The following is a 23,638-nucleotide window of genomic DNA, read 5'->3' as shown; positions in this document are numbered from 1 at the left end:
GTGCGGGGGGTGCGGGCTAGGGTGGGGCCAACGTAAAGCACTCGCGGGAGCCCGGGCGTACCGGGCTGAGAGGGAGGCTGGCCGGCCTCCGACCGTACGAACCTGATCCGGGTCATGCCGGCGAAGGGAGGGGCTGGACGCCCATGTCGCCTACGCGTCCGTCTGACGTCCTCGTGGTCGGGGGCGGGATCATCGGGCTCGTCACCGCCTGGCGGGCCGCACAGCGCGGTCTGAGGGCCTCTGTGGTGGATCCTGAGCCGGGGGGCGGGGCCGCTCAGGTCGCCGCCGGGATGCTGGCCGCCGTCACCGAGCTGCACCACGGTGAGCAGACCCTGCTGGGTCTGAACCTCGCCTCCGCGCGCCGGTATCCCGATTTCGTGGCCGAGCTGACCGAGGTCACCGGGCACGACGTCGGCTACCGCCGCTGCGGGACGCTCGCCGTCGCGCTCGACGCCGACGACCGGGCCCACCTGCGGGAACTGCACACGCTGCAACGACAGTCCGGGCTGGAGTCGGAGTGGCTGTCCGGGCGAGAGTGCCGCCGTCTGGAGCCCATGCTCGCGCCCGGTGTGCGCGGGGGGCTGCGCGTCGACGGTGACCATCAGGTCGATCCCCGTCGGCTCGCCGCCGCGCTCGTCGTCGCCTGTGCGCGTGCGGGGGTCGCCTTCCACCGGGAGTGGGCCGAGCGGCTCGACGTCACCGGGGGGCGGGCCACCGGCGTGCACACGCGCGCGGGTGCGTTCCTCGGCGCCGGGCAGGTCGTGCTCGCCGCGGGCAGCCTCAGCGCGCGGCTCGACGGGGTCCCCGACGCCGTACGGCCGCCCGTGCGGCCCGTGAAGGGGCAGGTGCTGCGGCTCTCCGTGCCGGCCGCCTACGCGCCCTTCCTGAGCCGTACCGTGCGGGCCGTCGTCCGTGGCAGTCACGTGTATCTCGTGCCCCGCGCCAACGGGGAGCTCGTCGTGGGGGCCACCACCGAGGAGCAGGGGTGGGACACCGTCGTCACCGCGGGGGGTGTGTACGAGTTGCTGCGCGACGCGCACGAGCTGGTGCCCGGGATCACCGAGCTGCCGCTCACGGAGACGCGTGCGGGGTTGCGGCCGGGGTCTCCCGACAACGCGCCTCTCCTCGGGCCGACCGGGCTCGACGGGCTGCTCCTCGCGACCGGGCACTATCGCAACGGGGTGCTGTTGACGCCGGTCACCGGGGATGCGCTCGCGCACGCGTTGACCTGCGGTGAGCTGCCCGAGGAAGCCCGTCCCTTCACTCCCCGGCGCTTCGGTGCCGGTTCGCTTCTGGAGCACTCCGTATGAACATCTCCGTCAATGGCGAGGTGCGTGTGGTCGACGCCGGGACTGTGCTCGATTCCGTCGTCCGTACGCTCTCGCCCGTTCCCTCCGGGGTTGCCGCCGCGCTCAACGAGATCGTCGTCCCGCGCGCGGGGTGGTCGACGACCGTTCTGTCCGACGGGGATCGTGTCGAAGTCCTCACCGCTGTCCAGGGAGGTTGAGCCATGGCTGATGATGCGTTTCTGCTGGGGGGTACGGCGTACTCCTCCCGGCTGATCATGGGGACCGGGGGTGCGGCCAGTCTCGATGTCCTTGAGCGGGCGCTCGTCGCGTCCGGGACCGAGTTGACGACCGTTGCGATGCGGCGGGTGAATCCCTCCACGCAGGGATCGGTTCTGTCCGTTCTTGATCGGCTCGGGGTTCGGATGTTGCCCAATACGGCCGGTTGTTTCACCGCGGGGGAGGCCGTTCTGACCGCTCGGCTTGCTCGGGAGGCGCTGGGGACGTCGCTCGTCAAGCTCGAAGTGATCGCCGATGAGCGGACGTTGTTGCCGGATCCTGTGGAGTTGCTGGAGGCGGCGGAGGTGTTGGTGGACGACGGGTTCACGGTGCTGCCGTACACGAACGACGATCCCGTTCTCGCGCGGAAGCTGGAGGATGTGGGGTGTGCGGCTGTGATGCCGCTGGGGTCGCCTATCGGGTCCGGGCTCGGCATCCGTAACCCCCACAATTTCCAGTTGATCGTCGAGCACGCGCGCGTGCCGGTGATTCTCGATGCGGGGGCCGGGACGGCTTCGGATGTGGCGTTCGCGATGGAGTTGGGGTGCGCGGGGGTGATGCTGGCGTCTGCGGTGACTCGGGCGCAGGATCCTGTGCTGATGGCGTCGGCTATGCGCTACGCGGTTGAGGCGGGGAGGTCGGCTCGGCTGGCGGGGCGGATTCCTCGGCGGTATTTCGCGGAGGCGTCGTCCCCGGCGGAGGGGTTGGCGGAGTTCGACCCTGAACGCCCGTCGTTCTGAACGATTCCTTTCCCCACCCACGCGCCGCCCGTTTCCAGTCGGTTGATGGGTGGACGTTTCCTGTGGGGCTTCCCACCATCGGCGGCTATCCGTCCGGCGGCTGCCCCCGCGCGGGCGCAGCCGCCCAGCGGGCGCGGCTGTCGGGCGGGCTCAGCTATCGGGCGGGTTCAGCTTCGAGCAGACGCGACTATCGGGCAGGCCGGGCCGTCGGACGGGCACAGCCGCCAGGCAGGCGCAGTCGCCCAGGCGGACAGACCAGCCCTGTTCGGTGGAGGGCTCGCGTGTCGGCTCCGGTGGGGGTCACCCCTCGGGGGCCGTCCTGGTTAGGCTCCCGGGGTCGGGCACGAGGGTGTTCGGGGTGCTTTCTCGGGCTGGGAGATTTCGTTTGCGGGGGCCTTGTGGTCCGTCCGTCGGGGTGCCGGTCGTGGGCTCTCTGCCTTCTCCTCCTCGCCTCGCCCCCGTGATCCCCGCCACTACCGGAACCCTTCCCTCCAGGGAACTCCCCCGTTTCACGTCACAAGGCCGTTCCCATTCTTGGCTTGCGGATCTCCGTGTCAGTGGTGGCTCGTAGACTCGGCGGCGTGGATACGACCCTTCAGGACCCTCTCGTCGGGCAGGTGCTCGACGGGCGTTATCGCGTCGACGCGCGGATCGCGGTTGGCGGGATGGCCACGGTTTATCGGGCCGTCGACATGCGGTTGGACCGGGTGCTGGCCGTCAAGGTGATGCATCCGGCGCTGGCTGCGGACAGCGTGTTCGTGGAGCGGTTCATCCGGGAAGCCAAGTCGGTCGCCCGGTTGGCTCATCCGAATGTCGTACAGGTGTTCGATCAGGGGGCCGACGGGCCGTACGTGTATCTGGCGATGGAGTACGTCGCCGGGTGCACGTTGCGGGATGTGCTGCGGGAGCGAGGGGCGTTGCAGCCCCGGGCCGCGCTGGACATTCTGGAGCCGGTGCTCGCCGCGCTGGGCGCCGCGCACCGTGCCGGGTTCGTGCACCGGGACATGAAGCCCGAGAACGTGCTGATAGGGGACGACGGCCGGGTCAAGGTCGCGGACTTCGGGCTCGTACGGTCCGTCGGGACGGTGACGGAGAGCACGGGCGGCGTACTCGGGACGGTCGCGTACCTCGCGCCGGAGCAGACGGAGCGAGGTACGGCGGACGCGCGCGTGGACGTGTACGCGTGCGGGGTCCTGCTGTACGAGATGCTGACCGGCGCGCAGCCGCACGAGGGCGAGACCCCGGCGATCGTCCTGTACAAGCACCTGCACGACGACGTCCCGCCGCCCTCGGCGGCCGTACCGGGTCTGGCGTACGAGCTGGACGAGCTGGTCGCGTCGGCGACGGCGCGCACGCCGGACGTACGGCCGAACGACGCGGTGGAGCTGCTGGGCCAGGTCCGCACCGCGCGCGCCGCGCTGAGCGAGGAGCAGTTGGACGCGGTGCCGCCGCAGTCGACGGCGTCGGAGCACGACATCGCGCAGGACCGTACGAGCGTGATCCCGAGGTCGCTGACGGTCCCGCGCCTGCTGCCGGTGAACGAGGACGACGTCCAGCACACGTCCCGCTTCGAGGCGCCCCCTCCCCCGCCGCACAGGAGTCCGGTACGGCGCCGGCGGGGCGTCGTCGCGCTCGTGGCCGGGGTTCTGCTGGTCCTCGGGATCGGTACGGGCGTCTGGTACATCAACTCGGGGCAGTTCACGAACGTCCCCGCGGTCCTCACGCAGACCGAGGCGGTCGCGAAGGAGCGGCTGGACGACGCGGGGCTAGGCGTCGGGGACGTGAAGCACGCGTACAGCGACACCGTGAAGCGCGGGACCGTCATCAGCACGGACCCCGCGCCGGGCGCGCGCATCCGCAAGAACGACTCGGTGACGCTGACCGTCTCGGACGGCCCGCAGACCGTCCGCGTCCCGGACATCACCGGCCTCCCGCAGGCCGAGGCGAGCAAGCGCCTCACCGCTGCCGGGCTCGAACCGGGCGTCGTGACCAGCGAGTTCGACGACTCCGCCGCCAAGGGGACCGTCATCCGTACGACGCCTGCCGTCGGCACGTCCCGGCACGCCGGGTCCGCCGTCGCACTGGTCGTCAGCAAGGGCGCGGCCGTCGAGATCCCGGACGTCACCGGGCAGGACCTCGACGCGGCGACGACCGCGCTGGAGGGGGCCGGTCTCAAGGTCGAGATCTCCTCGACGCAGGTCAACTCCGAGCTGGACAAGGGCAAGGTCGCCGAGCAGTCGCCCGGCGCGGACGACGAGGCCGCCGAGGGCGACACGGTCACGCTGACCCTGTCCAAGGGCCCGGAGATGATCGAGGTCCCGGACGTCGTCGGATCGAGTGTCGACGACGCGAAGAAGCAGCTCGAACAGTCCGGCTTCAAGGTCAAGGAGGACCGGGGTCTGCTGGGCCTCTTCGGCGACACGGTGAAGGAACAGTCGGTGGACGCGGGGGACACGGCGCCGAAGGGGTCGACGATCACGATCACCATCCGGTGAGGGGCGCCCGCCCCGCGTGACACCCTGGAAGCGTGAACTTCCCCTCCCGTAACCCCGTAGGCGGCCACGTCCCCGTGGCCGGTGGTCTGCACTCCGTCGGTCTCTCGTACGCCGAGGAGCTGGAGGCGGAGACCGTGCAGGTCTTCGTCGCGAACCCGCGGGGGTGGGCGACGCCGGTCGGGAATCCGCGGCAGGACGAGGCGTTCCGGCAGGCGTGCGAGGAGCTGCGCAAGCCCGCGTACGTGCACGCGCCGTACCTGATCAACTTCGGCTCCCACACGGAGGCGACCGTCGAGAAGTCGGTGGAGTCGCTGCGGCACTCGCTGCGCCGGGCGCGGGAGATCGGGGCGCTCGGGGTCGTCGTCCACACGGGAAGCGCGACCGGCGGCCGGGAGCGGAAGGTGGCGCTGAGCCAGGTCCGCGAGCACATGCTGCCGCTGCTGGACGAGCTGACCCACGACGACGACCCGTACCTCCTCCTCGAATCGACGGCCGGACAGGGCTCGTCCCTCTGCTCCCGCACCTGGGACTTCGGCCCCTACTTCGACGCCCTGGACGCCCACCCGAAACTCGGCGTCTGCCTGGACACGTGCCACATCTTCGCCGCGGGCCACGACCTGACCGGCCCGACCGGCATGCACCAGACGCTCGACCTGCTGGTCGACACGGTCGGCGAGGGCCGCCTGAAGCTGATCCACGCCAACGACTCCAAGGACGTCGTGGGCGCCCACAAGGACCGCCACGAGAACATCGGCTCCGGCCACATCGGCGAGGACCCCTTCCGCGCCCTGATGACCCACCCGGCGACCGAGAACGTCCCCCTGATCATCGAGACCCCCGGCGGCAAGGAGGGCCACGCGGCGGACGTGGCGCGCCTGAAGAAACTGCGGGACGACTGACCCTGGGGGAATACCCCAGGGGGGTATATGGTTCGGGCCTGGTGCAGGTTCCGTCCCCGACCCCGGGAGCCCCCATGCAGCACGAAGCACACACCCACCACCCCGCCCCCGCGACCTGGGCCATGGCGATCCAGGCCACCCTCCACTGCCTCACCGGATGCGCCATCGGCGAAGTGCTCGGCATGGTGATCGGTACGGCGTTCGGGTGGGGAAACCTGCCGACCACGCTTCTCGCGATCGTGCTGGCGTTCTTCTTCGGCTACTCGCTCACCCTGCGCGGGGTGCTGAAGAGCGGGCTCGGGCTGAAGGCGGCCATTCGGGTGGCGTTGGCCGCGGACACCCTGTCGATCGCCGTCATGGAGCTGATCGACAACGGCGTGATCGTGGTGTGGCCGGACGCGATGGACGCGGAACTGGCGGACTTCTTGTTCTGGGGCTCGCTCGCGATCTCACTGGTGATCGCGTTCCTCGTCACCGTCCCGGTGAACAAGTGGATGATCGGGCGCGGAAAAGGCCACGCGGTGGTCCACCAGCACCACCACTGAAGCACCACCGGAGCCCTACAGCTCCGGCCCCTCCCCAGGCGTCTCCTGGTACGAGTACCGCTGCTCGCGCCAGGGGTCGCCGACGTTGTGATAGCCCCGTTCCTCCCAGAATCCCCGCCGGTCGGCGGTCATGTACTCGATGCCGCGCACCCACTTCGGCCCTTTCCAGGCGTAGAGGTGCGGGACGACGAGGCGCAGGGGGAACCCGTGTTCGGCGGTGAGGAGTTCACCGTCCTTGTGGCTGGCGAAGAGGCTGCGGGGGTCGGTGAAGTCGGCGAGCCGGAGGTTGGCGCTGTACCCGTACTCGGCCCACACCATGACGTGGGTGACGTCAGGAGCGGGCGGCGCGAGCGCGAGGACCGCACTCGCCGGAATACCGCCCCATTCCGCGCCGAGCATGCTGAATTTGGTCACGCAATGGAGGTCGGCGACGACGGTCGCGTACGGCAGAGCCGCGAACTCCTCGTGGTTCCAGCTGTGTTTCTCCCCGTCGGCGGTGGCGCCGAAGACGCGGAAATCCCAGCGTTCGGGGCGGAACTTGGGGACGGGGCCGTAGTGCGTGACCGGCCAGCCGCGTTGGAGTCGCTGCCCCGGCGGAAGCTCGGACGGTCCGCTCTCTCCTGATTCCCGCTCCACCGGACGACCCATGGCTCCATCCTGACAGACGCGAATACGAACCCGAAAATCGGGGCAATTCGAACTAAGCATGCCCTTACTTACTAAGCCCGCACTTACTGGACGATCTTCCGCACCAGTGCCATCATCGGCCGCGTCCTCCCCATAGATCCCCCCGATCCCCCCACAGATCCCGTACGGAAGGAGCCTTGGCGATGCAGGGCGACCCGGAAGTCATCGAATTCCTCAACGAGCAGCTCACGGGTGAGCTGACGGCGATCAACCAGTACTTCCTGCACGCGAAGATGCAGGAGAACTTCGGCTGGACGAAGCTCGCGAAGTACACCCGGCACGAGTCGTTCGACGAGATGAAGCACGCCGAGGTGCTGACCGACCGGATCCTCTTCCTGGACGGCCTGCCTAACTACCAGCGCCTCTTCCACGTCCGGATCGGCCAGACCGTCAAGGAGATGTTCGAGGCCGACCGCATGGTCGAGGTCGAGGCGATCGACCGCCTGAAGCGCGGCATCAAGGTGATGCGCGAGAAGGGCGACATCACCTCGGCGAACATCTTCGAGTCGATCCTGGAGGACGAGGAGCACCACATCGACTACCTCGACACCCAGCTCGAACTGGTCGAGAAGCTCGGCGAGGCGCTGTACATCGCCCAGCTGATCGAACAGCCGGAGAGCTGAGCCGGAGAAGCTAGGCGGCTTCTTCCAACGACTCCAGCGAGTCCGAGGAGTCCACCGACTCCAGCCGGGTCACCGCCGTCTTACAGGCCCCCCGGCCCAGGATCGCCTGGATACGGCGGACGCACGAGCCGCAGTCCGTCCCGGCCTTGCAGGCGGAGGCTATCTGGCGGGGCGTGCAAGCGCCGTCGCCCGCGTGCCGCAGGACCTGTGCCTCGGTGACACCGAAGCAGCTGCACACGTACACGCGGACTCACCTCCCACCAAGAACGATTAGGTGAACCTAACCTTACCCGGCGGACAGGTGCCGCAAAAGTGCGAAGGGGCGCGGATCGCATGTGATCCGCGCCCCAAGGCATGAGCCGGTACCTCTACTGGTCGCGGTACATCTCCGCGACGAGGAACGCCAGGTCAAGCGACTGGCTGCGGTTGAGCCGCGGGTCGCAGGCCGTCTCGTACCGCTGGTGCAGATCGTCGACGAAGATCTCGTCGCCGCCGCCGACGCACTCGGTGACGTCGTCACCGGTCAGCTCGACGTGGATGCCGCCGGGGTGCGTGCCGAGGCCCTTGTGGACCTCGAAGAAGCCCTTGACCTCGTCGAGCACGTCGTCGAAGCGGCGGGTCTTGTGGCCCGAGGCCGCCTCGAAGGTGTTGCCGTGCATCGGGTCGGTCACCCAGGCCACCACCGCGCCGGACGCGGTGACCTTCTCGACCAGCTCGGGGAGCTTGTCGCGGACCTTGTCGGCGCCCATGCGGACGACGAACGTCAGCCGCCCGGGCTCCCGGTCGGGGTCGAGCCGCTCGACGTACTGGAGCGCCTCCTCGGCGGTGGTCGTCGGGCCGAGCTTGACGCCGATGGGGTTGCGGATGCGCGACGCGAACTCGATGTGCGCGTGGTCGAGCTGGCGGGTGCGCTCGCCGATCCACACCATGTGCGCGGAGACGTCGTACAGCTTGCCGGTGCGGGAGTCGACGCGGGTGAGCGCCGACTCGTAGTCCATCAGCAGCGCCTCGTGCGAGGAGTAGAACTCGACGGTCTTGAACTCCTCCGGGTCGGTCCCGCAGGCCCGCATGAAGTTCAGGGCGTTGTCGATCTCGCGCGCGAGCTGCTCGTAACGCTGGCCGGACGGCGAGGACTTCACGAAGTCCTGGTTCCAGGCGTGCACCTGGCGCAGGTCGGCGTACCCGCCGGTGGTGAAGGCGCGCACCAGGTTCAGCGTCGACGCGGAGGCGTGGTACATCCGCTTCAGCCGCTCGGGGTCCGGGATCCGGGCCTCTTCGGTGAAGTCGAAGCCGTTGACGGAGTCGCCGCGGTACGTCGGCAGGGTCACGCCGTCGCGGGTCTCGGTCGGCTTGGAGCGCGGCTTGGAGTACTGGCCGGCGATACGGCCGACCTTCACGACCGGCACCGAGGCGGCGTACGTCAGGACGGCGCCCATCTGGAGGAGCGTCTTCAGCTTGGCGCGGATCTGCTCGGCACCCACGGCGTCGAACGCCTCGGCGCAGTCGCCGCCCTGGAGAAGGAACGCCTCCCCCTTGGCGACGGCCGCCATCCGGCTGCGCAGCTGGTCGCACTCCCCCGCGAAGACGAGCGGCGGATACGACTCCAGCTCCGCGACAACCTTGCGCAGAGCCTCGGTGTCGGGGTACTCGGGCTGCTGCGCCGCGGGCAGGTCGCGCCAGGTCGCCAGCGCGGCGACGGCTTGGGAATCAGCGTTCACGGTCACGGGCTCCACATTACGGGGTCGTGTCGACGGGTTTTCGCACGGCTCGAAAGGTGAGACACAGGTGTGCTGTAAGGTACGCCGCATGTTCGCGCACTCGACCCAGACCTGGTGGTGGACCGCTCCCCCGGCGGCCCGCTGATCTGCGCGTACAACCCACAGGCCGCCTCCGAGAGGCGGCCTTCGTGTTTCCCAGGGGTCCGTCTCTCACCACCACAGAGAGACCTCACACCATGGACCTCCTGCACGACCCCCGCCCCTTCGCGCTCCTGCGCCGCCGTACGCCCGGCCACGACGGCGACACCGTCGAGCTGCTGCTCGGGCCGACCGAGGTGTACGACCGCCTCGCCGACCTCCCCGACCACGGCCTCGCGCTCATCCCGTTCCGCCAGATCCGCGAGCGCGGCTTCGACGTCCGCGACGACGGCACTCCGCTGACCGTCCTGCGTCCCGAGGAGACCCACGTCCTCACGCTGGACGAGGCGCTCGCCCAACTCCCCTCCCACGACGTCCGCGTGGACGACGGCCGCTTCGACGTCGACGACGACGAGTACGGCGAGATCGTCGGGCGTGTGCTGCGGGACGAGATCGGGAGCGGGGAGGGGGCCAACTTCGTGATCCGGCGGACGTACGAAGGTCGTATCGACGGATTTTCGCGCAACGACGCTCTCGCTCTCTTCCGGCGGCTCCTCGTCGGTGAGCGTGGCGCGTACTGGACCTTCGTCGTCCACACCGGGGAGCGGACCCTTGTCGGCGCGTCGCCCGAGGTGCACGTGCGGATGTCCGGCGGGACCGTCGTCATGAACCCGATCAGCGGGACGTACCGCTATCCCGCCGAGGGGCCTACGCCGGAGCACCTTCTCGACTTCCTCGCCGATGGCAAGGAGATCGAGGAGCTGTCGATGGTCGTCGACGAGGAGCTGAAGATGATGTGCACGGTCGGGGACATGGGCGGGGTGGTGATCGGGCCCCGGCTGAAGGAGATGGCTCATCTCGCGCACACGGAGTACGAGTTGCGGGGGAAGTCCTCCCTCGACGTGCGGGATGTTCTCCGCGAGACCATGTTCGCCGCGACCGTCACCGGGTCGCCCGTGCAGAACGCGTGCCGGGTCATCGAGCGGCACGAGGTCGGGGGGCGGGGGTATTACGCGGGTGCGCTGGCTCTGTTGGGCCGTGATGCCGGGGGTGCGCAGACTCTCGACTCGCCGATTCTGATCCGTACGGCCGATATCTCCGCCGAGGGGCGGTTGCGGGTGTCTGTCGGGGCGACTCTTGTGCGCGGGTCCGATCCGGCTGGTGAGGTGGCGGAGACTCATGCGAAGACTGCGGGGGTGTTGGCGGCTTTGAGGGTACGTCCGTCCCGGCCGCGTTCTGAGCGGGGGCTGCCGCGTTTGGCCGACGATGCGCGGGTGCGGGCCGCGTTGGATTCTCGCCGGTCCTCTCTGGCGCCGTTCTGGCTGCGGATGCAGGTGCCTTCGGCGATGGCTGCGGGGCATGCGCTTGTTGTGGACGGGGAGGACACGTTCACGGCGATGCTCGCGCATGTGCTTCGCATGGGCGGGTTCGAGGTGAGCGTTTGTCGTTATGACGAACCCGGGGTACGCGAGGTCGTGCTCGCGCACCCGGGGCCCGTTGTCCTTGGCCCCGGGCCCGGTGATCCGTCCGACCTTGGTGATCCCAAGATGCGGTTCCTGCGGGGGCTGACCTCGGAGTTGCTGCGGGGGCATCGGTACGGGGTGCTCGGGGTGTGTCTCGGGCATGAGCTGATCGCCGCCGAGCTGGGGATGGAGATCGTGCGGAAGGAAGTGCCGTTTCAGGGGGCTCAGGTGGAGATCGAGTTGTTCGGGAGGCGGGAGGTCGTGGGGTTCTACAACAGTTTCGTGGCGCGGTGTGGGGAGACGGAGGTGGAGGTGAGTAAGGCGGAGAACGGGGAGGTGCATGCGGTGCGGGGGCCGGGGTTCGCGGGGGTGCAGTTTCATCCGGAGTCGGTGTTGACGATCAATGGGGCGGAGATTGTGCGGGAGTTGATGGGGGCGGTGAGGGTGGTGGGGTAAGGGGTTGGGTTGTCGGTCGGGTGCGGGTGAGTTGTGGCTGGTCGCGCAGTTCCCCGCGCCCCTAAAAGACCCGGCTGAGGTTCGTGGGGAAAGCTCGCGCCCCGCGTCCCTAAAAGACAGACGCCTCGCCGCCGTTGAGAAGCCGACGCCCCCCGCCGTCATCCGAAAAAGACCCCTACCTCCTTGTACAGGCTCGGGTCCACCGTCTTCAGCCTCTCCGTTGCCGCCGCCAGTGGGACCCTGACTATGTTCGTTCCTCGGAGGGCGACCATCACCCCGTGGTCGCCCTCGTGGACCGCGTCTATCGCGTGGAGGCCGAAGCGGGTTGCCAGCCAGCGGTCGAAGGCGCTGGGGGTGCCGCCTCGTTGGACGTGGCCCAGGACCGTTGTGCGGGCCTCGTTGCCTGTTCGTTTTTCGATTTGTTTGGCTAGCCATTCGCCTACCCCGGATAGGCGCACGTGGCCGAAAGAGTCCAGGGACTCGTCCTTCAGGACCAAGTCGCCGTCCTTCGGCATCGCGCCCTCCGCTACGACCACGATCGGGGCGTACGAGGCGCGGAAGCGGGACGTCACCCAGCCGCAGACCTGGTCGACGTCGAAGCGTTGCTCGGGGATGAGGATCGCGTTCGCGCCCCCGGCCAACCCCGAGTGCAACGCGATCCAGCCCGCGTGGCGGCCCATGACCTCGACGACCAACACCCGCATGTGGGACTCCGCGGTGGTGTGAAGGCGGTCGATGGCCTCCGTGGCGATGCCAACCGCCGTGTCGAAGCCGAACGTGTAGTCCGTCGCCGAGAGGTCGTTGTCGATGGTCTTGGGGACGCCGACGCAGGGGATCCCCTCCTCCGCGGAGAGCTTCGCGGCGACGCCGAGCGTGTCCTCGCCGCCGATGACGATGAGCGCGTCGACCTCCTGGTCGGCCAGCGTCGCCCTGATCCGCCCGACCCCGTCCTCCTCCTGGTAGGGGTTCGTGCGGGAGGAGCCGAGGATCGTGCCGCCGCGCGGGAGGATGCCGCGTACGGCGGGGATGTCGAGGGGGACGGCACGGCCGTCCATGGGCCCGCGCCAGCCGTCGCGGAAGCCGGTGAATTCGTGGCCGTACTCCTGGACGCCCTTGCGGACGATCGCCCGGATGACGGCATTGAGGCCGGGGCAGTCGCCGCCCCCGGTCAGTACTCCGACGCGCATGGAACAAGTCCCTTCGCCCGACCGACCTGACGAAGTGTCAGTCTCGCGCGCGGTTCACTCGTCGTCGAGACCCCGCTCGATCGCGTACCGGACAAGCTCGACGCGGTTGTGGAGCTGGAGCTTGCCGAGGGTGTTCTGTACGTGGTTCTGGACCGTGCGGTGGGATATGACGAGGCGTTCGGCGATCTGCTTGTAGCTGAGGCCCTTGGCGACGAGGCGCAGCACCTCGGTCTCGCGGTCGGTGAGCCGGGGCGCGTCGGACTGGTCGCCGCCGCCGGAGGAGGGCGCGGGGTCGGAGGCGAGCCGGCGGTACTCGCCGAGGACGAGCCCGGCGAGCCCCGGCGTGAAGACGGGGTCCCCGACGGCCGTACGGCGCACGGCGTCCAGCAGCTCCTCCGTGGACGCCGATTTCAGCAGGTACCCGGTCGCGCCGGACTTCACGGCCTCCAGGACGTCCGCGTGCTCGCCACTCGCGGACAGGACGAGGACGCGCAGCGCGGGGTTGTCGGCGACGACCTCCTTGCAGACCTGGACGCCGGGTTTGGCGGGGAGGTTGAGGTCGAGGACGAGGACGTCGGGGACGGCGGCCTTGGCGCGGCGTACGGCCTGGTCGCCGTCCCCGGCGGTGGCGACGACGTCGAAGCCGTTCTCGGCGAGGTCGCGGGCGACCGCGTCGCGCCACATGGGGTGGTCGTCGACCACCATCACCTTGATGCCGCTCATGTCCTGCCCTTCTTCGGGACCGTCAGTTCCACCTCGGTGCCCTGGCCGGGCGTGGAGATCAGTTCGGCGCGTCCGCCGAGGTCGCGCAGCCGGCCGCGGATGGACTGGGCGACCCCGAGCCGCCCCTCCCCCTCGGCCTGCGCGAGGCGTCCTTCGGGGATGCCGGGCCCGTCGTCGCGGACGGTGACGATCACCTCGTCCGGCTCGTCCTCGACGAGGATCCAGGCGTGCGCGTCGTCACCGGCGTGCCGGCGCACGTTGTCCAGGGCGGCGCCGACGGCGGAGGCGAGTTCGCGCGCGGCGGCCGGGGAGAGTTCGACGGGGGCGCCGGGTTCGGCGAGGCTGACGCGGGCGGCGGCGTACGGCGCGAGCAACGGCCGTAGATCGACGGGGCCGTCCGGATCGGGTTCGTCGACGAGGCGTACGACGGCTCCCTCGGCGAAGTCCTCCGACACCCGGGAGACGGGGACGAGCCCGCCGGAGACCAGCGTGCGCAGCGCGACCTCCTGTTCGCCGGCCATGCGGCCCAGCTCGGCGGCCTCTCCGCCGATGACCGCGCCTCTGCGCTGGACCATGGCCAGGACCTGGAGGACGCTGTCGTGGATGTCCCGGGCGAGGCGTTCGCGTTCGCGGGTCGTGGCCTCGATCTCCAGGGCGCGGGCGAGGGTGCGCTCGGAGGCGCGGGCGACCTCGACGACGTACCCGATGGCGATGGAGGCGACCCAGACGAGGATCACGTTGTGGACGGTGTCCCGGGCGGGCGCCCCGCGCTGGATGAGGTTGGCGACCGCGACCGGCGTGGAGGCGAAGGCGGCCCAGCGCCAGCCGCCCTTGATGGCGAACGCGAGGACGGAGCCTGCCGTCCATATCGACGGCAGCGTGGGGCCGCCGGAGGTGATGCGCTCGTCGGTGACGGCGAGGGGGGTGAGGAGGATGCCGACGACGGCGATGGTGAGGTCGGCGGCGAGGAAGCGCTTCGTGCAGTTGGCGGCGCTCGCGACGCGGGGGATCGTCGCGAGCGTCCATATGAACAGCAGCGGGAAGTAGACGAAGGCGACCTCGGGGCGGTCGAAGTCGTCGTAGGCGCTGATGAACAGGCCGATCGCGTACAGCATGGTCAGGACGCGGTAGCCGGTGAGCGCGCGCCACAGCGGCTGCTCGACCGACATGCGCATGACGCGTTCCCGTTTGGGCATGTCCCCCACCCCCCTAGACAGAGACCCTAGACCGAGACCTTAAGCCTCTTCGGTCTTCTCCTTCTTGGCCTGTGCGAGCTTGGCCTGCGCGAGCGCGGCCTTCTCGGCCTTGGCCGCGTCGGTGAGCTGACGCTTGGCGGCGGTGGCGTAGATGTCGACGTACTCCTGGCCGGAGAGCTTCATGATCTCGTACATGACCTCGTCGGTCATGGCGCGCAGGATGAAGCGGTCGTGGTCAAGACCCTCGTAGCGGCTGAAGTCGAGGGGCTTGCCGATGCGGATGCCGGGGCGCATCAGCTTGGGCATGACCTGGCCGGGGGGCTGGATCTTCTCCGTGTCGATCATCGCGACGGGGATGACGGGCGCGCCGGTCGCGAGGGCGACGCGGGCGAGGCCGCCGGGCTTGCCGCGGTAGAGGCGGCCGTCGGGCGAGCGGGTGCCCTCGGGGTAGATCCCGAACAGCTCGCCGCGCTCCAGCACCTCGACGCCGCTCTTGATCGCGGCCTCACCGGCGCCGCGCGCGCCCGAGCGGTCCACCGGGAGCTGGCCGACGCCCTTGAAGAACGCGGCGGTGAGCCGGCCCTTCACGCCCGGGGTGGTGAAGTACTCCGCCTTCGCGATGAACGTCACCTTGCGGTCGAGGACCGCCGGCAGGAAGAACGAGTCCGAGAACGAGAGGTGGTTGCTCGCCAGGATCGCCGGCCCCTCGGCGGGGATGTTCTCCAGGCCCTCCACCCAGGGCCTGAAGGTGACCTTCAGCGGTCCCCCGATAGCGACCTTCATCGCGCCGTACAACAACCGAGTGCCTCCTGTTTTGTGTCGAACAGACCTTAACCCGGCTCGGTGCGGAACAGGCCGACGGCCCTGGTCGGTGTCAGTGCGGTCGCGTACGGTGAACCACACGTCCCGCCCACGCGTCCTTTAAAGAACAGGAGACCGAAGTGCCGGTCCTTCCTGGAGCAGAGCCGTTCCGCCACGAGGGCGGAGAGGTCGGCGTCCTGCTCTGCCACGGCTTCACCGGTTCCCCGCAGTCGCTGCGCCCCTGGGCCGAGCGCCTCGCGGACCACGGCCTCACGGTCTCGCTGCCGCTGCTGCCCGGGCACGGCACGCGCTGGGAGGACATGGCGCTGACCGGCTGGCCGGACTGGTACGCCGAGGTGGACCGCGAACTGCGCGCCCTGCGCGAGCGCTGTACGACGGTGTTCGTCGCCGGCCTCTCCATGGGCGGCGCCCTCGCGCTGCGCCTCGCCGCGAAGCACGGCGCGGACATCGCCGGGGTCGTCGTCGTCAACCCGGCGAACAAGGTGCACGGCCTCGCCGCGTACGCCCTTCCGGTGGCCCGGCACCTCGTGCGGACGACGCCGGGGATCGCCAGCGACATCGCGAAGCCCGGCGCCGAGGAGGTCGGGTACGACCGGGTGCCGCTGCACTGCGCGCACTCCCTGCGCGGCGCGCTGCGCAAGCTGGACGGCGAGCTGCCTCGGGTGACGCAGCCGGTGCTGCTGCTGCGCTCGGCTCAGGACCATGTGGTCCCCCCGGCGGACTCCGCGCGGATCCTGAGCCGGATCTCGTCGTTGGACGTACGCGAGGTCGTGTTGGAACAGAGCTACCACGTCGCGACGTTGGACCACGATGCGGACCGTGTCGTCGAGGAGAGCATCGCGTTCATCGACCGGCTCGCAGCCGACAGGGGTGTCGCTGAGGAAGGGACGACGGCAGGTGGCTGAGCACGACTCCGACCGCGAGGACAACGCGGAGCCGGAGGACCAGCACGTCCCGTTCGACGAGGAGGCCGCGTGGGCCGCCATCGTCGCCGGGTACGGGGACGAGCCCAAGGATCCGCCGGGCGCGAAGCCGTTCAAGTCGGTGGAGGACCTGGCACTGCTGGAGGCGCGGACCAACGACGACTCGCCGGTTCCCGAGGAGAAGCCGACGGCGCCCGAGCCGTCCGCCGAACCGCCGGCCGACAAGCCGCTCGGCGGTTCCGTGACGTTCGCGCCCGGGATCGGGCCGCGCGACCACTCGCTGGCCGAGCCCAGTGACGACGACCTCGGCGAGGACGACGAGGGGCACTTCGTGCCCCCCGAGCCGCCGCCGCTGCCCGAGGCCGACGCGACGTCGAAGTTCGCGTGGCTCGGGGTCATCGGGGGGCCGGTGCTGCTGCTGCTCGCCGTGCTCCTCGGGTGGGACATGACGTGGTGGCTCGCGACGGTCGGGATCGGCGGGTTCCTCGGGGGGTTCGCGACGCTGGTCATGCGGATGCGGACGGATGAGGAAGGGGACGACGATCCCGGGCGGGGTGCGGTCGTCTAATTCGCGGGGATTCTGAGGGTGGCCAGGACCGGAAGGTGGTCCGTGGCCGCCCTCAGGTCGTTCTCCGTGATGCCGGGGTAGTCCTTCGGGACGCCCGCCGTGAGGACTTCGATGCCCTTCGTCGTGAAGATGGCGTCGATCCTGGTGTTCGGGGCGGTTGCCGGGAAGGTGTGTTCCGTTCCCCACGGGGCCGTCAGCCAGGTGTCCTGGAGGGTTTCCGCGAGGCGTTCGAACGCTCGGCCCGTGGGGGGTTCGTTGATGTCGCCGCCTGCGATCGCATGGTCCACGCCCATGCCGGCCAGGCGGTCGAGGAGGGTGGCCGTCTGGTCGTAGCGCTCCTCCTCGTCCAGGGAGAGGTGGGTGCTGAGGACTCCCAGGCGGGCGTTGCCGATCCTTACGACCGCTGTCGCGAAGCCGCGTCTGTGGTTGCCTGTGGTGAGGGGGAGGAGGACATCCTCGGTTCGCTCTACCGTCGTGCGGAGGGAGCAGAGGATCGCCGGGCCGGCTGCGGTGCCACCGCCGGTGAGGATGACGAGGTCTGCGGCCCTTGCGAGGCGGGCCAGTTTCTTGCGCCAGCGGAAGAAGCGGGGGGCTTCCTGGAGGAGGACCAGGTCGGGGGTGGCTGCCTTGATGATGCGGGCGAGGGCTTGGGGGTCGTCCCTCATGGAGCGGATGTTGTAGGTGAGTACGCGGATGGTGGGGGGCAGGGGCATGGGCGTCAATTTACGCCCCGCCAAAAAGGGGTTGGGGTTGGGCGCGACAGCCAGTTGTGTGTGGCTGGTCGCGCCCGATCAAGAGCGACCCCTACATGATCGGGTCCGGTTCCCTTGCCAGGTCCGCTGCTCCCACCAAGCCCGCCTCGTTGCCCAGGCTCGCCGCCAGTACGTCCGCCACCGGGCGCCAATTGCCGCCCACCAGCCACCTCTTGTACGACTTGCGGATCGGGTCGAGGACCAGCTCCCCCTCGTCCGACAGGCCGCCGCCGATGATGAACGCCGACGGGTCGAAGAGGGACGCCAGGTCGGCCAGGCCCGCGCCCACCCAGCGCGCCAGCTCGCGGTACGAGTCGACGGCGACCGGGTCGCCCTGCCTCGCCGCCATCGAGATGTGCTTGCCCTCGATGCCGTCGGGGCTGCCGTCGCCGAGGCCGAGGAGGATCTCCGCGTTCTCGGGGGCCGCGTTGGCGCGCTGCTTGGCGTAGCGGACGAGGGCGCGGCCGGAGGCGTACTGCTCCCAGCAGCCCTGCGAGCCGCAGCCGCACAGCAGCCCGTCCGGGACCATGCGGATGTGGCCGAACTCGGCGGCCACGCCGAAGTGCCCGCGGCGGAGCTTGTTGCCGATGATGATGCCGCCGCCGAGGCCGGTGCCGAGGGTGATGCAGATGACGTTGCGGTGGCCCTTGCCCGCGCCGAACCGGTACTCGCCCCAGGCCGCGGCGTTCGCGTCGTTCTCGACGACGACCGGAAGGCCGGTGCGCTGCTCGACCTTCTCCTTCAGCGGCTCGTTGCGCCAGTCGATGTTCGGCGCGAAGTACACGGTCGAGCGCTGGCGGTTGACGTAACCGGCGGCACCGATGCCGACGCCCACGATCTCGTGCCCGGCGCGCGCTCCCTCGACGGCGGAGGCGATGGCGTCCACGATGCCCTCGGGCGTGCCCGGGGTCGGCACCTTGTGGGTCGACAGGATGGCGCCTTCCTCGTCGACCACGCCGGCCGCGATCTTCGTGCCGCCGATGTCGACGCCGATGGTGAGTCCCATGAATCCCTCAGTTTCGGTCGAGCCCCGCTATGGGCCACCGTACCGGAGGGGACCCTCAGTCAACGTCGATGCGCTGGCCGGGGCCCGTGCCGTCGTCCTTGTCGTCCGTGGTGTCGGTCTTCGTCCAGCGGTTCTCCTGGCGCTGGACCGCCGAGCGGTACGCGGCGAGGAGTTCGTTGCCGGCCGCGCTGAGGTGGTCGAAGACGTCCGGGTTGCGTTCGACGACCGGTTCGACGACGGCCTTGGCCTGCTGGACGACCTGGCGGACGACCTGCTGCGCCGCCGGGCCCGCGACCGCGCCGAGGAGGGGGGAGTTGAGGGTGCCGAGCCGGTCGGAGACCGCGTCGAAGAGCTTGCGGAGTTCCTCGCCGGCCGAGCCGGGGGGCGGTCCGTACTGGGCCCGGCGGCGGGCCTTCTCCGCGGCCAGGTCCTCTTCGCAGGCGGTGGCCCAGGCGTCCGAGTCCGTCGCCCTCGGCGTCTCTTCGACCGCCTCACGTCCCTGACTGTCGTCGCTGCTCATGGCGTCTCCCTACGGCTCGTCCTTACGACGGTACCCGAACGCGCCGCGCTCCTTCACCGGTCCTTCGGCCACAACTGCGGATCCGGCACGAAGCGCGTCCGCAACTCGCCGTCCCTGAGCGAGGCGCCCTCCACGGTGCAGCGCCTCAACGCCGAGGGCAGCGGGACGATACGCCGGAACTGGCCGACGGTGACGACGAGTTCGTCCCCCTTGCGGATCAGGTCCAGCTCGCCGCGTACGGCGCCGGGGAGCGGGAGGGTCCATACGAAGACGCCGTCCTGCTCGGTGACCGGCCACTCGACGGGGTGCGCGGGGAGGGTGACGGGGGGTACGGCGAGGTCGTGGAGGTCGTCGAGGCCGCGCGGGTCTCTGCCGAGGTGGGGGACCGGGTCGGCGTTCCACTCGTCGAGGACCTTGCGCTGCTGGGCTACCGGGGCCGCGAGCCAGCCTGTCTCGTCCGGGAGTACCCGGTTGGCGACCAGGGCTTCGACGGGGAGCCGCCTCAGTGCGAATCCGAGTCGGGCGTCCCGTACCGCGTCCGCTCCGGTGGGGCCGGGTTCGGCGACGATCCGTACGGCGGTGCCGGGGTCTGCCAGTACGGCTTCCACTGCGGCCAGTTCGCCGGCCCATTTTCCGGCCGCCTCGTACAGCCACTCCGCCGGCATCGGCACACCGGCCAGCCGGCCCAGCACCGGGCGCAGGGCACGGGCTGCTTGCCGCTCGGCGGGAAGGAGCCGCCGGATGTACCTCCGCAGTTCCTCGGGGAGGGCCAGGAGGGAGAGTGCCTGAGGGATGGCGGGCAGGTCGACGACGACCAGTTCGAACCGCTCGGACAAGGCGGCGTCCCGCAGCGCACGGAGGAGGTTGAGTTCCTCGGCACCGGGAAGGGGGGTCATCTCCTCGCCCTCAAGCCGCGAGGCACCGAGCAGATCAAGAGCGCCGGTGGCCTTCTCCTGGAACCGAAGAAGGTCGTCCCGAAAACCGAGGGAGGCGTCGGGTCGCCAGGCGGTGAGGAACTCACTGACGGCAAGGGGCTTGTCCCCGGTGACCACTCCGAGCGCAGCTCCCAGGCTGTCCCCACGATCGGCACTGAGGACAAGGGTCCGGGTACCGGCGAGGGAGGCTTCCAGGGCGGTGGCCGCAGCGAGAGTCGTACGGCCGGAACCACCGGGCCCGGTGACCAAGAGAGTGCGCATAAGAATCAACGCTAACGGTTGAGTCGCGACTACCGGTCGGTGGTGGGCTGGTCGCTCTCCACCCTCTTCTTCAACCCCGCCAACGCCCGGTCGATGATGACCTTCTCCGCCTTGCGCTTGATCATCCCCAGCATCGGGATCTTGACGTCGACCGTGAGGCGGTACGTGACCTCGGTCGCGCCCCCGGACGCGGGCTTGAGCGTGTACGAGCCGTCCAGAGAGCGCAGCATCTGGGACTTCACCAGCGTCCAGGAGACCTCGTTCGCGCCGGTCCAGGTGTACGCGAGGGTCTGGTCGTCCTTGATCGCGCCCGCGTCCATGACCAGGCGGACTTCCTGCGCCCGGCCGGCCTCGTCGGCCTTCAGGACCTCCGCCTCTTTCACCTCACCGGTCCAGTCCGGGTACCGCGCGAAGTCGGCGATGACCGCCATGACCTCGCCCGGTGCCGCCGAGATCGTGATGCTCGAACTGGTGTGTTCCGCCATCGCCGGGATTCCTCCAGATGCGGGCCGGTAAGAAGTCACTGCGCGTGAAGGCTACCGCGCCCATGACCTGCCGACTTCACGCCCCTCACCACTCCAGGACCCAGGGCTTCCCGGACCCGGCGAAGTGGCCGACGTTGACGCACTCGGTGGCGCCGACCCGCATGCGCCGGGCGAGGGGCTGGTGGACGTGTCCGAAGAGGGAGTACCGGGGCCGGGTACGCCGGATCGCGTCGAGCAGCGCACGGCTCCCCCGCTCGAACCGACGCGCGACGGTGTCGTACACGAGCTCCGGCACCTCCGGAGGAATGTGCGTGCACAGGACGTCGACGGAGCCGAGTGCCTCGATCTTCGCGGCGTACTCCTCGTCGGAGATCTCGAAGGGCGTGTTCATGGGCGTCCGGAGCCCCCCGCCGACGAACCCGAACGTACGCCCCCCGATCTCGGCGACCTCGCCGTCGAGGACGGTGGTGCCGGGACCGGCGTACTCCTTCCAGAGCGCGGGCATGTCGACGTTGCCGTAAGTGGCGTACGTCGGCGACGGGAACGCGGCGAAGAGGTCGGCGTACTGCCTGCGCACGGCGTTCTCGATGACGGTCGCGCGGTCGCCGTCGACGGTGGACCAGAGCTGTCGGCCCAGGTCACGCGCCTCGTCGAAGCGGCGGGCGGTACGGAGGGCGACGAGCCGGCCCGCGTTCTGCGCGCCGAACAGGTCGGGGAAGATGCCGCGCGAGTGGTCCGCGTAGTCGAGGAAGAGGATCAGGTCGCCCAGACAGACGAGCGCGTCGGCGCCCTCCCCGGCGCGCGCGAGGTCGTGCGCGTTGCCGTGGACGTCACTCACCACGTGGATACGTGTGGTTGCCATGACGATCAAGGGTAGGCGGGGGGAGGCGGCGAGTGAACAGTGACGTCCGCAACCGCTGTTACTGGCCGGTCGGCAAGTCTGTGGACTACCGTACGCAGAGCAGTACCGAAGATGTGTGACGCAGCGAACATCTCAGCCGGACCCCCTGTCGAAGTCGCCATACCGACCGGTAACGTCCGGGCAGTCCACCGAGCCTTGGACCGTTCCGTCGCATCGCACAACGTCGTGGCGCCGGCGCCCTATGAGGAGCAGCAGTCTTGCGCGAGTTCAGCCTTCCGGCTTTGTACGAGGTCCCTGCGGACGGGAATCTGACCGACATCGTCCGCAGAAACGCCGCGCAGCACCCGGATGTGGCCGTGATCGCCCGCAAGGTGGGCGCCGCATGGCAGGACGTGACGGCCACGGAGTTCCTGGCCGAGGTGCACGCCGCGGCGAAGGGCCTGATCGCGGCCGGGGTCGAGCCGGGCGACCGGGTGGCCCTGATGTCGCGCACCCGGTACGAGTGGACGCTGCTGGACTTCGCGATCTGGAGCGCGGGCGCGGTCACCGTCCCGGTGTACGAGACCAGCTCGCCGGAGCAGATCGGCTGGATCCTCTCCGACTCGGGCGCGACGGCCTGCGTCGTCGAGCTGGACACGCACACGGCGGCCGTCGAGTCGGTGCGCGCCTCGCTGCCGGAGCTGAAGCACGTCTGGCAGATCGAGGGCGGCGGCGTCGAGGAGCTGGGCCGGCTCGGCCGGGACGTGACGGACGCGACGGTCGACGAGCGCAGCGCGCAGGCGAAGGCCGACGACCCGGCGACGATCGTCTACACCTCGGGGACCACCGGCAGACCCAAGGGCTGTGTCCTCACGCACCGCAGTTTCTTCGCGGAGTGCGGGAACGTCGTCGAGCGGCTGCGCCCCCTGTTCCGCACCGGCGAGTGCAGCGTGCTGCTGTTCCTGCCGCTGGCGCACGTCTTCGGGCGGCTCGTGCAGATCGCGCCGATGATGGCGCCGATCAAGCTGGGCAACCTCCCGGACATCAAGAACCTCACGGACGAGCTGGCCTCGTTCAGGCCGACGCTGATCCTGGGCGTGCCGCGCGTCTTCGAGAAGGTCTACAACTCGGCGCGCGCGAAGGCGCAGGCCGACGGCAAGGGCGCGATCTTCGACAAGGCCGCCGACACGGCGATCGCCTACAGCAAGGCGCTGGACCTGCCGTCGGGTCCGCCGCTCGGGCTGAAGATCAAGCACAAGGTGTTCGACAAGCTCGTCTACAGCAAGCTGCGCGCGGTCCTGGGCGGCCGGGGCGAGTACGCGATCTCCGGCGGCGCCCCGCTCGGCGAGCGGCTCGGCCACTTCTTCCGGGGCATCGGCTTCACGGTCCTGGAGGGGTACGGCCTCACCGAGTCCTGCGCGGCGACCGCGTTCAACCCGTGGGACCGGCAGAAGATCGGTACGGTCGGCCAGCCGCTGCCCGGCTCGGTCGTACGGATCGCGGACGACGGGGAGGTGCTGCTGCACGGCGAGCACCTGTTCAAGGAGTACTGGAACAACCCGGCGGCGACCGCCGAGGCGCTGGCCGACAACTGGTTCCACACCGGGGACATCGGCACCCTCGACGAGGACGGCTACCTCTCCATCACCGGCCGCAAGAAGGAGATCATCGTCACGGCGGGCGGCAAGAACGTCGCCCCGGCGGTGATCGAGGACCGCATCCGGGCGCACGCGCTGGTCGCCGAGTGCATGGTCGTCGGGGACGGCCGGCCGTTCGTGGCCGCGCTGGTCACCATCGACGACGAGTTCCTGGGCCGCTGGGCCAGTGAGCACGGCAAGCCGGCGGATGCCACCGCGGCGTCGCTGCGTGACGACCCGGATCTCCTCGCGGTGATCCAGACGGCGGTCGACGACGGCAACGCCGCGGTGTCGAAAGCGGAATCGGTGCGGAAGTTCCGCATTCTCTCCTCCCAGTTCACGGAGGACTCGGGTCACCTCACGCCCTCGCTGAAGCTCAAGCGGAACGTGGTGGCGAAGGACTACGCGGCCGAGATCGAGGCCCTGTACACGAAGTAGCCAGGCCCGGCAGGG

At 69.8% G+C, this 23,638-nt stretch carries 25 protein-coding genes and 1 riboswitch; of the genes, 12 read left to right on the top strand and 13 right to left on the bottom strand.

Going from position 1 to position 23,638, the window contains the following annotated elements; all coding sequences use genetic code 11:
* Nucleotides 1-33 precede the first annotated feature (33 nt).
* Nucleotides 34-146, top strand: a riboswitch (TPP riboswitch).
* The 6 genes from thiO to J8M50_RS13250 all read left to right on the top strand — a co-directional run bounded on the left by thiO (nucleotide 144) and on the right by J8M50_RS13250 (nucleotide 6,244).
* Complete coding sequence (gene thiO, locus J8M50_RS13275) at nucleotides 144-1,310, top strand: glycine oxidase ThiO (RefSeq protein ID WP_010350434.1); 1,167 nt, start codon at nucleotides 144-146, stop codon at nucleotides 1,308-1,310. It overlaps the preceding riboswitch by 3 nt.
* The gene (thiS, locus tag J8M50_RS13270) at nucleotides 1,307-1,507 is read left to right on the top strand and encodes a sulfur carrier protein ThiS (RefSeq protein WP_010350436.1); all 201 of its coding nucleotides are present in this window, start codon (nucleotides 1,307-1,309) and stop codon (nucleotides 1,505-1,507) included. The genes thiO and thiS overlap by 4 nt, the downstream gene beginning before the upstream one ends.
* A 3-nt stretch (nucleotides 1,508-1,510) precedes the next feature.
* The gene (locus J8M50_RS13265) at nucleotides 1,511-2,305 is read left to right on the top strand and encodes a thiazole synthase (protein ID WP_010350437.1); all 795 of its coding nucleotides are present in this window, start codon (nucleotides 1,511-1,513) and stop codon (nucleotides 2,303-2,305) included.
* A gap of 581 nt (nucleotides 2,306-2,886) precedes the next feature.
* On the top strand, nucleotides 2,887-4,800 hold the full coding sequence (gene pknB, locus J8M50_RS13260; RefSeq protein WP_010350438.1) for a Stk1 family PASTA domain-containing Ser/Thr kinase: 1,914 nt from the start codon (nucleotides 2,887-2,889) through the stop codon (nucleotides 4,798-4,800).
* A 32-nt stretch (nucleotides 4,801-4,832) separates the two neighbouring features.
* Nucleotides 4,833-5,699 (top strand): deoxyribonuclease IV, encoded by an 867-nt coding sequence (locus tag J8M50_RS13255; protein ID WP_029183372.1) that lies wholly within the window; start codon nucleotides 4,833-4,835, stop codon nucleotides 5,697-5,699.
* A gap of 74 nt (nucleotides 5,700-5,773) precedes the next feature.
* Nucleotides 5,774-6,244 carry a DUF4396 domain-containing protein gene (locus J8M50_RS13250; protein WP_010350440.1) on the top strand — a complete coding sequence of 157 codons (471 nt, stop codon included), beginning with the start codon at nucleotides 5,774-5,776 and terminating at the stop codon, nucleotides 6,242-6,244.
* 15 nt (nucleotides 6,245-6,259) lie between these two features.
* Here J8M50_RS13250 and J8M50_RS13245 read toward each other — a convergent pair whose 3' ends face one another.
* Nucleotides 6,260-6,892, bottom strand: a complete 633-nt coding sequence (locus J8M50_RS13245) for a sulfite oxidase-like oxidoreductase (protein WP_029183373.1) — start codon at nucleotides 6,890-6,892, stop codon at nucleotides 6,260-6,262.
* Between the two features lie 182 nt (nucleotides 6,893-7,074).
* Between J8M50_RS13245 and bfr the strand changes: the two genes are divergently transcribed.
* Nucleotides 7,075-7,554, top strand: a complete 480-nt coding sequence (gene bfr, locus J8M50_RS13240) for a bacterioferritin (RefSeq protein ID WP_010350442.1) — start codon at nucleotides 7,075-7,077, stop codon at nucleotides 7,552-7,554.
* A gap of 10 nt (nucleotides 7,555-7,564) precedes the next feature.
* On the opposite strand, the gene J8M50_RS13235 is transcribed toward bfr, so the two are convergent.
* Nucleotides 7,565-7,798: a (2Fe-2S)-binding protein gene (locus J8M50_RS13235; protein WP_010350443.1), complete on the bottom strand. Its 234-nt coding sequence runs from the start codon at nucleotides 7,796-7,798 to the stop codon at nucleotides 7,565-7,567.
* Nucleotides 7,799-7,922: 124 nt separating this feature from the next.
* Nucleotides 7,923-9,278, bottom strand: a complete 1,356-nt coding sequence (locus J8M50_RS13230; protein WP_010350444.1) for a class II 3-deoxy-7-phosphoheptulonate synthase — start codon at nucleotides 9,276-9,278, stop codon at nucleotides 7,923-7,925.
* Nucleotides 9,279-9,360: 82 nt separating this feature from the next.
* On the opposite strand from J8M50_RS13230, the gene J8M50_RS50065 reads away from it, so the two are divergent.
* Together J8M50_RS50065 and J8M50_RS13220 are read left to right on the top strand one after the other, a co-directional pair.
* Complete coding sequence (locus tag J8M50_RS50065; protein WP_107399763.1) at nucleotides 9,361-9,417, top strand: trp operon leader peptide; 57 nt, start codon at nucleotides 9,361-9,363, stop codon at nucleotides 9,415-9,417.
* 91 nt (nucleotides 9,418-9,508) lie between these two features.
* Nucleotides 9,509-11,329, top strand: a complete 1,821-nt coding sequence (locus J8M50_RS13220; protein ID WP_010350445.1) for a phenazine-specific anthranilate synthase component I — start codon at nucleotides 9,509-9,511, stop codon at nucleotides 11,327-11,329.
* A gap of 158 nt (nucleotides 11,330-11,487) precedes the next feature.
* Here the strand turns inward: J8M50_RS13220 and J8M50_RS13215 are convergent, their stop codons facing one another.
* The 4 genes from J8M50_RS13215 to J8M50_RS13200 are packed head-to-tail and all read right to left on the bottom strand — an operon-like array spanning nucleotide 11,488 to nucleotide 15,218.
* The gene (locus tag J8M50_RS13215; protein ID WP_010350446.1) at nucleotides 11,488-12,516 is read right to left on the bottom strand and encodes a 6-phosphofructokinase; all 1,029 of its coding nucleotides are present in this window, start codon (nucleotides 12,514-12,516) and stop codon (nucleotides 11,488-11,490) included.
* A 54-nt stretch (nucleotides 12,517-12,570) separates the two neighbouring features.
* Nucleotides 12,571-13,239, bottom strand: coding sequence for a response regulator (locus tag J8M50_RS13210; protein WP_010350447.1), 669 nt, complete (start codon nucleotides 13,237-13,239; stop codon nucleotides 12,571-12,573).
* Entirely contained in the window at nucleotides 13,236-14,435 is a 1,200-nt protein-coding gene (macS, locus tag J8M50_RS13205) for a MacS family sensor histidine kinase (RefSeq protein WP_010350448.1), read from the bottom strand. Before macS ends, J8M50_RS13210 begins: the two co-directional genes overlap by 4 nt.
* 39 nt (nucleotides 14,436-14,474) lie before the next feature.
* Nucleotides 14,475-15,218 carry a lysophospholipid acyltransferase family protein gene (locus J8M50_RS13200; protein WP_040835268.1) on the bottom strand — a complete coding sequence of 248 codons (744 nt, stop codon included), beginning with the start codon at nucleotides 15,216-15,218 and terminating at the stop codon, nucleotides 14,475-14,477.
* A gap of 158 nt (nucleotides 15,219-15,376) precedes the next feature.
* Here J8M50_RS13200 and J8M50_RS13195 point away from each other — a divergent pair, with 158 nt between their 5' ends.
* Both J8M50_RS13195 and J8M50_RS13190 read left to right on the top strand, forming a co-directional pair.
* The gene (locus tag J8M50_RS13195; RefSeq protein ID WP_010350450.1) at nucleotides 15,377-16,162 is read left to right on the top strand and encodes an alpha/beta hydrolase; all 786 of its coding nucleotides are present in this window, start codon (nucleotides 15,377-15,379) and stop codon (nucleotides 16,160-16,162) included.
* Nucleotides 16,155-16,748: a hypothetical protein gene (locus J8M50_RS13190; protein ID WP_010350451.1), complete on the top strand. Its 594-nt coding sequence runs from the start codon at nucleotides 16,155-16,157 to the stop codon at nucleotides 16,746-16,748. The genes J8M50_RS13195 and J8M50_RS13190 overlap by 8 nt, the downstream gene beginning before the upstream one ends.
* On the opposite strand, the gene J8M50_RS13185 is transcribed toward J8M50_RS13190, so the two are convergent.
* The 6 genes from J8M50_RS13185 to J8M50_RS13160 form a co-directional block, all read right to left on the bottom strand.
* Nucleotides 16,745-17,461, bottom strand: a complete 717-nt coding sequence (locus tag J8M50_RS13185) for an endonuclease/exonuclease/phosphatase family protein (RefSeq protein ID WP_010350452.1) — start codon at nucleotides 17,459-17,461, stop codon at nucleotides 16,745-16,747. The genes J8M50_RS13190 and J8M50_RS13185 overlap by 4 nt on opposite strands.
* 91 nt (nucleotides 17,462-17,552) lie before the next feature.
* On the bottom strand, nucleotides 17,553-18,506 hold the full coding sequence (locus tag J8M50_RS13180) for an ROK family glucokinase (RefSeq protein WP_010350453.1): 954 nt from the start codon (nucleotides 18,504-18,506) through the stop codon (nucleotides 17,553-17,555).
* Nucleotides 18,507-18,561: 55 nt separating this feature from the next.
* Complete coding sequence (locus tag J8M50_RS13175; protein WP_010350454.1) at nucleotides 18,562-19,026, bottom strand: DUF5304 domain-containing protein; 465 nt, start codon at nucleotides 19,024-19,026, stop codon at nucleotides 18,562-18,564.
* A gap of 53 nt (nucleotides 19,027-19,079) precedes the next feature.
* The gene (locus J8M50_RS13170; RefSeq protein WP_029183375.1) at nucleotides 19,080-20,222 is read right to left on the bottom strand and encodes an ArsA family ATPase; all 1,143 of its coding nucleotides are present in this window, start codon (nucleotides 20,220-20,222) and stop codon (nucleotides 19,080-19,082) included.
* A 29-nt stretch (nucleotides 20,223-20,251) separates the two neighbouring features.
* Nucleotides 20,252-20,707, bottom strand: coding sequence for an SRPBCC family protein (locus J8M50_RS13165; RefSeq protein ID WP_010350456.1), 456 nt, complete (start codon nucleotides 20,705-20,707; stop codon nucleotides 20,252-20,254).
* Nucleotides 20,708-20,792: 85 nt separating this feature from the next.
* Nucleotides 20,793-21,548 carry a metallophosphoesterase family protein gene (locus tag J8M50_RS13160; protein ID WP_010350457.1) on the bottom strand — a complete coding sequence of 252 codons (756 nt, stop codon included), beginning with the start codon at nucleotides 21,546-21,548 and terminating at the stop codon, nucleotides 20,793-20,795.
* Between the two features lie 278 nt (nucleotides 21,549-21,826).
* Here J8M50_RS13160 and J8M50_RS13155 point away from each other — a divergent pair, with 278 nt between their 5' ends.
* On the top strand, nucleotides 21,827-23,623 hold the full coding sequence (locus tag J8M50_RS13155) for an AMP-dependent synthetase/ligase (RefSeq protein ID WP_010350458.1): 1,797 nt from the start codon (nucleotides 21,827-21,829) through the stop codon (nucleotides 23,621-23,623).
* The last annotated feature ends 15 nt before the right edge of the window (nucleotides 23,624-23,638 follow it).

Origin of the sequence: Streptomyces acidiscabies, assembly GCF_020010905.1 — a bacterium.
Classification (GTDB): Bacteria; Actinomycetota; Actinomycetes; order Streptomycetales; family Streptomycetaceae; genus Streptomyces; species Streptomyces acidiscabies.
This window is presented reverse-complemented; position numbering and strand designations above follow the sequence as displayed.